5 protein-coding genes and 1 pseudogene are annotated in these 8,580 nt (G+C 62.8%); 1 reads left to right on the forward strand and 5 read right to left on the reverse strand.

Features of this window, described 5'->3' with window-relative positions; genetic code table 11:
* Window positions 1-34: 34 nt before the first annotated feature.
* The 5 genes from NMI01S_RS32640 to NMI01S_RS32660 all read right to left on the reverse strand — a co-directional run bounded on the left by NMI01S_RS32640 (window position 35) and on the right by NMI01S_RS32660 (window position 7,817).
* Window positions 35-1,069 carry a porin PorA family protein gene (locus NMI01S_RS32640; protein ID WP_063002599.1) on the reverse strand — a complete coding sequence of 345 codons (1,035 nt, stop codon included), beginning with the start codon at window positions 1,067-1,069 and terminating at the stop codon, window positions 35-37.
* Between the two features lie 654 nt (window positions 1,070-1,723).
* Window positions 1,724-2,617, reverse strand: a complete 894-nt coding sequence (fdhD, locus tag NMI01S_RS32645) for a formate dehydrogenase accessory sulfurtransferase FdhD (protein ID WP_084513456.1) — start codon at window positions 2,615-2,617, stop codon at window positions 1,724-1,726.
* Between the two features lies 1 nt (window position 2,618).
* Complete coding sequence (locus NMI01S_RS32650; RefSeq protein WP_063002600.1) at window positions 2,619-4,922, reverse strand: FdhF/YdeP family oxidoreductase; 2,304 nt, start codon at window positions 4,920-4,922, stop codon at window positions 2,619-2,621.
* Window positions 4,923-5,268: 346 nt separating this feature from the next.
* Window positions 5,269-5,655 carry a roadblock/LC7 domain-containing protein gene (locus tag NMI01S_RS32655; RefSeq protein WP_063002601.1) on the reverse strand — a complete coding sequence of 129 codons (387 nt, stop codon included), beginning with the start codon at window positions 5,653-5,655 and terminating at the stop codon, window positions 5,269-5,271.
* Window positions 5,655-7,817: a sensor histidine kinase gene (locus tag NMI01S_RS32660; RefSeq protein ID WP_157126488.1), complete on the reverse strand. Its 2,163-nt coding sequence runs from the start codon at window positions 7,815-7,817 to the stop codon at window positions 5,655-5,657. The genes NMI01S_RS32655 and NMI01S_RS32660 overlap by 1 nt, the downstream gene beginning before the upstream one ends.
* A 496-nt stretch (window positions 7,818-8,313) precedes the next feature.
* Here NMI01S_RS32660 and NMI01S_RS32665 point away from each other — a divergent pair.
* A pseudogene (locus NMI01S_RS32665) lies at window positions 8,314-8,580 on the forward strand (divalent metal cation transporter); the annotation flags it as partial.

The following is an 8,580-nucleotide window of genomic DNA, read 5'->3' on the forward strand; positions in this document are numbered from 1 at the left end:
CGCGCGAGGCGGATCGGTTTGCTGCGAAATCCGGTTAGCTGACCGAAACGTTCGCCCGAGGAGCCGGCCGATGATCGAGGTCGCGTGGGCGTCGCCGAAGGATGCCGACGAGAAGTGCCAGCACACCGAGTACGAGGAGAACAAGCGGAGCGATCACGCTGATCAGGTTCAACTGCATACTCTGGGATCGGGCCGAGGCCGCCGCATCGCTGATCGACTTGCTGTTGAGCGCGGTGTCAATGGACAGGACCGGCATGACAGGAACCGTTTGACCGCCGATTTCCACATTCGCGATGACCTGCTGGTTCAATTTCGCATCGATCGGTGACCCCAGAGTCCGGTCGGCGGCCAGATCGATATGAGTCACCGCGGTGTAAGTGAAGGGCACCGGGTCCGGAAGCTGCGCGAGAGCGCCACCGAGGCCATCACGGACGTTCGCCGGAAGCAGCGGCGCCAATGCGGCGACCTGCGATTTGGGAAGCGACGGCGGCAACGCCCCACCGATCGCGGGATCACGCAGGACCCCTTTCGCGTCCACCGAGTAGTTGAGCACGTCACGTCCGGAAACAGTGCCCGTGCCAACATAATTCATCGGGACAGTAGTCCTGGTCGCGAAGTCGTAATACTGGTATTTCGCGGACGAGTCCGGATGCAGCGGCAGGGCGATTGTCATTCCGCTGTGGGGTTCGACCCCCTCGGACGAGTAACCGGTCGCCACGTCCATCGTCTTGCGGTCGATGGCGTAGGTGTGGTTGGACGGTACGGAGAGGCCCGGTGCCACGAGAGTGATGTCGTCGTGAGCGAGCGCGGTGTCACCGTCGGTGCTCGACACGTACACGTGCCGATTAACCGTGACCGGAACATCGGACGCGATCACATGGGCGACATCGCCTGCCTGCAAAGCCTGAGCGTTTAGCAGCGTGCCCTTTCCCTCGTACAAGGGATTGACATCGAGATCACCGGGCAGTTTCGACAGCGCGGGAACCAAGATGAACCGCACGACGGCGGCGAGAGCGATTAACAGCACTCCCACGGCCACCAAAATTTTCGAAGAACGTCTCGCGAGCATCGACCGGTCCTTTTTGTACTCGAGCGGTAGGTGAGTACGTGCTCCGTCGCGCGATCGGGATGGACCGTCATTTCGGCCGCCCCTTCGGTCACCCGTTGTGCGGCTGGCCATCCGTCGGTTCGTCGGGAACCCCTCACCCGTGGTCACGGCGAAACCCTGCCGAGAAACCGCTACTCCGGTCCAGGTGCGTTCGCGTATACCGATCAATCACATACAAGCCGCCCACCAGCTCCGTGATGCCCGACACATATACGATGCTTTGTGACTGACAACACGAGTACCGTCCGGGCGTTTACATGATGCGCCCAATTCGCAAAATCTCCAGTGCCAGGGTATTTTCAGTTTGCGCTGTGGTTCCATCCGGCATCCATCACCGACACACTTTCCGGCACGTTCCGACTCACAATGGTCTCGCGCAGCCTCAACGGATCGCGCCCCGCACTCGCCCACAGATAACAGATCATCCCGATGGATCCACCCCGCGACCCGACCGCGGTGGTCAACCTAGCGCGCCCCCGGAGGGAGGGCAGTTTCGTTCGTGCACTGGGTATTCCAAGCCTGGCATCGGGTGGCGCATGACATCATCCGCCGCGACCTCACGATCGGCAACCTCTCCGTATGCATCGGCGGTGGCCAGGCCCTTGCCACACGGGTTCAGGCGAGTCTGACTGCACCGGTGCGGATTGCGTCGCCGATTTGCGTAGAGGGGTACGAGCGCCCCCGACTCTCGAGCACGCGGTCGGCGTTGGCATAGAGATTCATCGTGGCTCCCCGAAGAAACCCGATGAGTGTCAGCCCTGTTTCGCGGGCGAGGTCGATCGCGAGCGACGACGGCGCGGAGACCGCAGCAAGCACTGGTATCCCGGCCATGACCGCCTTCTGCGCGAGCTCGAACGAGGCCCGCCCACTGACGAGCAGGATCGTGCCGCGCAACGGAACCCGCCCCTGCTCGACGGCCCAGCCGATCAGCTTGTCGACGGCGTTGTGCCGGCCGACGTCTTCTCGCACCACCAGCAGCTGTCCATCCGCGGTGAACAACCCCGCAGCGTGCAGACCGCCGGTGGCGTCGAATACCTTCTGCGCCGACCGCAACGCCTTCGGCAAGCCTGCGATCGTCGCAGAATCGACGTTCGTCCGGTCGGAAGCGGGAGAATGCACCGTGCGCTGGCGGATCGCCTCCAGGGATGCCTTGCCGCACACCCCACACGAGGATGTGGTGTAGAAGTTGCGTTCGATTCCGGTTTCAGGCAGCGACACTCCTGCTGCGAGGTCGACATCGAGGACATTGTAAGTGTTTCGACCGTCTTCGCCGACACTGTTGCAATACCGGATCGACACAATGTCCTCCCGGCCGGAAACGATCCCCTCGGTCAACAGAAATCCGTGCGCCAGTTCGACGTCCGATCCCGGGGTACGCATGGTCACCGCCAGCGGTACACTGTCCACCCTGATCTCAAGGGGTTCTTCGACCACCACCGTATCCGGGCGAGCGGTGTACGAGGTCTCGCTGATCCGTGTCACCGGTACGCGAGCAGTCACCCGCCCCATCTCAGGACCGCTTCTCGAGGCGGATAGTGATCGCTTTCGATACCGGCGTGTTCGATTTCACCGCCACATGATCGAGTGGGACAAGCGGATTCGTTTCCGGGTAGTAGGCAGCCACGTTCCCCTGCGGTGTCGGGTACGGCACCAATCGGAAATCGGCTGCTCGCCGTTCCTCGAGCGTGCCGTCGGGCAAGGTCCACTCCGAGATCAGATCTACCCGATCCCCTCTGTCGAACCCCGAGGCAGCGATATCGACTTCGTTGATGAAGAGCACCCGGCGCCCGCCTTTGACCCCGCGGTACCGGTCGTCGAGCCCATAGACGGTGGTGTTGTACTGATCATGCGATCGCATGGTCTGCAGAATCAGCCTCCCCTCTGGGACAGGTACCCACGACAACGGGTTGACGACAAAATTCGCTTTCCCCGTGTGCGTATCGAACCTGCGTTCGTCACGCGGTGGGTGGGGCAACGCAAACCCATCCCGCTGACGAGCCCTGGTGTTGAAGTTCTCGAACCCCGGGATCACGCGGGCGATCGAGTCTCGGATCCGGTCGTAATCGGCGGCGAACTCGCTCCAGGGCACCGTATGACCGGCCCCGAACAGTTCCTGCGCCAACCCGCAAACGATTGCGACCTCACTGCGCAACTGGTCACTGGCTGGCGCCAGACTGCCACGCGACAGGTGCACCATCGACATCGAATCCTCAACGGACACTTGTTGTTTCCGACCGCCGCGGATGTCCTTGTCGGTCCGGCCGAGCGAGGGCAGGATCAGCGCGGTCCGCCCGGTGACCAGATGCGAGCGGTTCAGTTTCGTCGATATCTGCACTGTCAACGCGCAGTTCCGCAGCGCGACCTCGGTGACCGAGGTGTCCGGGGTGGCGGCCACGAAGTTGCCGCCCAGTGCCACGAATACCGACGCAGCCCCGTCCCGCATCGCCCGGATAGAGTCGACCGCATCCAAGCCGTGCTTGCGCGGTGAGACGATCGAGAACTCCGCGTCCAACGCTCGGAGAAATGCCTCGGGCATCTTCTCCCAGATTCCCATGGTCCGGTCGCCCTGAACATTCGAGTGTCCACGCACCGGGCATACCCCCGCCCCGGGTTTGCCCATCATCCCGCGCATCAGTAGCAACGCGACGGCGTCCTGGATGGTCGCGACCCCGTGGGTCTGCTGCGTCAACCCCATCGCCCAGCAGATGATCGTCCGCTCCGAGGCGATCAGCGCGGCCGCCGTGTCTTCGATCTGTGCCCGGGTCAACCCGGTCGCGGCAACGACGGTCCCCAGGTCCACGGTCCGGCGAATATGGTCGAACCATTCCTCGTGGCCGGCGCAGTAGGCGTTCAAGAATTCGTGATCGAGGATCGTGCCGGGCATAGCATCCTCTGCCTCCAGAACCAGTTTCGCCAAGCCCTGGAACAGGGCCTGATCGCCGCCGATCCTGATCTGCAAGAACTCATCCGCAATCGGTACCCCGTCGCCGACCAACCCGTGTACCTTTTGCGGATCCTTGAATCGCAACAGACCGGCCTCGGGCAACGGGTTGATCGCGATCACCTTCGCCCCGTTGGCCTTCGATTTCTCCAACGTCGAGAGCATCCGGGGATGATTGGTGCCCGGATTCTGACCGACGATCAGGAGCAAGTCTGCGTTCTCGATATCTGGGACCGATACCGATCCCTTGCCGATCCCGATCGTCTCCGATAGAGCCGAGCCGGAGGATTCGTGACACATGTTCGAGCAGTCCGGCAGGTTGTTGGTCCCGTACGCGCGGATCATCAGCTGGTATACGAACGCCGCCTCATTCGAGGTGCGGCCGGAGGTGTAGAACACTGCTTCGTCCGGCGATGCCAGTCGCCGCAATTCGCCCGCGATCAATCCGAACGCCGCGTCCCAGCCGATCGGTTCGTAATGCGTCGCCCCCGGCAACAGCACCATCGGATGCGTCAACCGGCCCTGCTGCCCCAGCCAGTAATCGGTCTTGCCCAGCAATTCCGACACCGGATGCGCCGCGAAGAATCCAGGGCCGACAACACGCTTGGTTGCCTCTTCCGCGACCGCCTTCGCACCGTTCTCGCAGAACTCCGCATGCTTGCGATGGCCGGGAGTTTCCGGCCATGCACACCCGGGACAATCGAAACCGTTGCTCTGGTTCAGCTTCGACAACGTCCGGACTGTGCGTAGTGGGCCCATCTGCTCGATCCCGCGGCGCAACGAGACCATCACTGCGGGCACACCCGCGGCGTAGGTCTTCTCGTGGGTGACGACGACATCGTCCTCGTCGATATCGGGTAGATCCTTGGCCATGCCTACGCCTTCTCGTGAGTTACTTATGCGATGGTGGGGGGCTGCTGGGATGGGTGACGCAGTGCGAAGACCTTCGTCCATCCCGTTCCAGCAGTTGCTTGTACAAGGCCGCCCGGTCTTGTGGCGAGAGAGGTCCGCAAGACTCGCTACCGAGTATTCGGGCAAGGTGCCGATCAAACCGAAGCTCCGTCATACCGAAACCGACCAGGATTTCCTCGGTCGGCGGCCCGCCATACGGCAACCAGCGACGCGCCAGCTCGAGAATTCTCGAGTCGAGGCTGTCCATATTTGCTCCCGTCTGCAGATTTCGTGAACGCGCGTCAAAAGGCGTTCTGTACGCCGCGTTCTACTGCCGTGACAATGCCTGGACCTCTGATCCCACTCGTTCGACGAGCAAGGTCATCTCGTACACCACCTGCCCGATATCGCATTCGGCAGAGGCCAGCGCCATCAGTTGCGAACCGTCACCAACCCCCATGAGAAGAAAGTAGCTGCCGCTCATCTCGACAGTGGACCGCAGCACACGCCCCCCGTCGAACAGTCCGGACGCTCCGGCAGCGAGTGCGGCCATTGCCGCGCCTGCAGCCGCGAGCTGTGTCAGTCGTTCGGGCGGCACCGGTGTGCTGACGGCCATCGGAAGGCCATCTGTCGAAATCAGCGCCGCATGATCGACATGTGGGACTGCACGGGTGAAGTTCGAGACCAACCAATCCAGCGTGCCACCTGCAGCCATCAACACTCCTTACTCGGGTCACCGTCGGTCGTGGCGCCCGCTTGCGCATGCGACAACGCGGCCGCGACGGCGCGTTGCTGACGCACGAGCCGTTCGCGAACCTCCTCCGGTGAGCGGCGGATGGGCCACTGACCGGCCCCGTCGGTACGGTGGACAACCCGGCCGTATTCCGTTGATCGGCGCGAGGTTTCGTAGTGCGCGAAATCGCGAGCAGGCACACGGGTGGGCAGGGGTGGTTCTTCCCACCTGCGCGAGACAGGGCGGTCGGCTGCGGTATCGGTCAGCGTATGACCGGGTATCGATACCGTTGCCGTAATCCCGGCGTTTCGCGAAATGTCCAGGGTAGGGTAGAGATTCACCGCCATACCGTGGCGGTGCGCTAGTTTGCCCACGACGAACAGACCCATTCTTCGGGCGGTGTCGGCATCCGCCCGAGGTGTATCCGCAAGCCGTGAGTTCATGCCGCGGAGATCGTCGGCGCTGATGCCGATGCCCTGATCCACGATGCTGACTGTCGCACCGCCGTCGGCGGTGCGGCCGAAATCCAGCCTGACAACGGTCCCGGGCGAAGAGAACCGTAGGGCGTTGTCGAGCAATTCGGCGAGGATATGTACCAAATCGGCTGCCGCGGTGCCGGTCAGCGCGATCGGCAGCGGCCCAACCATCCGAACTCGTTGGTACTCCTCCACCTGCGAAATCGCAGCCTGGACCGCGTCCTCCAACTGCATCGGCGGTCTGAAGCGCACCTGCCGGACCTTGTCATCGGCGAGAATCAGCAGGTTCTCCCCATATCTCCGCATCCGGGTCGCCAGATGGTCCAGCCGGAAAAGGCTCTCCAAACGTTTAGGATCCCGCTCTTCGAATTCGAGTTCCTCGATCATCTGTACTTGCAGATCGAGAAGTGACCTGCTCCGGCGGGCCAGTGATTCAAAAATGTCGTTCATCTGCCGACGAAGCTGCGCCTGTTCACCCGCAAGCAACACGGCTTGGCTGTGGATATCGTCGACGGCATCGGCCAACTGGCCGATCTCCTCGCGGGTACCGATGGCGAGTGGCTTGATGATCACCTCCGCGACCGCCGTGCCGCTCTTGATCCGCTCAACCGCCTCGGGCAGGTCGTGATGAGCGACGCGCACAGCCGCGTTTCGGAGACGGCGCAGCGATGCGAGAACCGACTGGGCGACGGCGGCCGCGACTACGACTGCCGCCAGCAGCATCCCACCGACAAGACCGCCTTCCCGCCACGCTGTCGCACGCAGCGCACCGGCTTGTGCCGAGATCGCTTCTTCCAGTTCTGCCGATGCTGCGGCAACGGCTTGTCCATAATCGCGGATGCTGGCGAACAACGAGTACTTGAGGTCGTCGAGAGTACGAGCAGTGGTGTCCGGCTGCGTGATCTTCCGTTGCATCACGGTCCGATCGGCCGCCCCTTTCCGCAAGGTTTCGACGATCGAGTCCCCCGGTGGATACCGAGCGGCAACCTGATCGAGCATCGCTGATTCGGTCCGTAGATACGCGAGCAATTCGGCGGCCTCGGCCTCGAGCGTGCTGGTTGATCTACCGGCGAGCACATCCGATGCGCCGACGACCTTCAATCCCTCGGCGGAGATGATCTTCTGCGCCGCCCAAAGCGCCTCGAGCCGCGCGGTTTCGCCGGCAAGCGCCGGATCAGCCGACGAATCGGCAATGGCGCTAACCACTCCCGAAAGCGCCGTCCGAATATGCGCCAGCTCGGCCGTGAGCTCCGTTGTGGTGGCGACCGGACCGTATCTGGCCCGGGCACTTAGGCCCCGCGCTTCGGTGAGCGCGCGGGCCAGGTCGGTCGCCGCACCCGAGCCGAGCGCGGCCGACCATTTCGTTCCCTCCAGCGCTGCGATCGAGGAATCCAGTCGGCCGAGGAACTCCGGGGAGAGTGTGCGCTGTGCGAGTGTGCCCATAACGATCGCGGCATCCCCGTCGAGCTCGACCAGCATCGGCAACAGTCGTATGCGCTCTGATGTCACTGCGAACTCCGATGCGGAATTGAGCCTTTCCTGCATTCGCAACCCACCGAGGGTTATCGCCACGGCGATCGGAACTACAAGAACGACACCGATCTTCCAGCGCAACGGCCACTGTCCGACGACCGATCGTCCACGCCAGCGCCGAACGTCAGCACGCATGACCACCACGCCTGGCGTCGATTGCCCTTCGATGTGACATCACAACCTGTTACTTCGTTCACGACGGCCTAGCCGTCAGGTCGCGCTCGAAAGTAGTCCCCACCACTCCACTCGGCGGCGACCGTCGAAATACCCGGATACCGACGGTGCATCTAAGGATCCCGTCCGATAATCCGGGAGAACACTCGCCCAACGAAGCCCGTTTCCAGAAAACGCGCGACCATGGAAGCACCGTGCGTTGAATGCACAGTGTCCAGCGGGCCGATCACGATACGACGGCTCGACTCACTCGTTCCGCAATCCTGAACAGCGCGCCGAAGTAGGCGCGCCTCCGATCATGCTCGTAAGTCCGCAGCACCTACCGCACCCAAGCAGCAACTCATCTCCGAATCCGGATCGGAGTGGTTCGACCGAAGGATAACGATGGCCATCAACAACTTGGACCGGATGCCCGTCTTGTTCGTCTCGCACGGCGCCCCACCTCTGGCGGACCACGGTCGGTGACAACGACGCCGGCGGTGTCGCGACCTACGCCCAGGCCGGGCAGAACTACGGCATGGCGCTGGTATGGACTCTCGCGCTGCTGATTCCGGTGTTGTATGTCAACCAGGAGATGGTCGTGCGCCTCGGCGCGGTCGCCGGTGTCGGGCACGCCCGGCTCATCTTCTCCCGGTTCGGCAAGTTCTGGGGCGCCTTCAGCGTCGGCGACCTGTTCATCGTCCATATCGACGATGAAGAGGTCGAGATGTCCAAGCACGCATAC

It is taken from the genome of Nocardia mikamii NBRC 108933 (assembly GCF_001613505.1).
GTDB lineage: Bacteria > Actinomycetota > Actinomycetes > Mycobacteriales > Mycobacteriaceae > Nocardia > Nocardia mikamii.

Excerpts from the sequence above, each read along its gene's own strand:
- NMI01S_RS32640 (WP_063002599.1), bottom strand. The coding sequence starts at position 1,069 with ATGCTCGCGAGACGTTCTTCGAAAATTTTGGTGGCCGTGGGAGTGCTG.
- fdhD (WP_084513456.1), bottom strand. The coding sequence starts at position 2,617 with ATGGGGCGGGTGACTGCTCGCGTACCGGTGACACGGATCAGCGAGACC.
- NMI01S_RS32650 (WP_063002600.1), bottom strand. The coding sequence starts at position 4,922 with ATGGCCAAGGATCTACCCGATATCGACGAGGACGATGTCGTCGTCACC.
- NMI01S_RS32655 (WP_063002601.1), bottom strand. The coding sequence starts at position 5,655 with ATGGCTGCAGGTGGCACGCTGGATTGGTTGGTCTCGAACTTCACCCGT.
- NMI01S_RS32660 (WP_157126488.1), bottom strand. The coding sequence starts at position 7,817 with ATGCGTGCTGACGTTCGGCGCTGGCGTGGACGATCGGTCGTCGGACAG.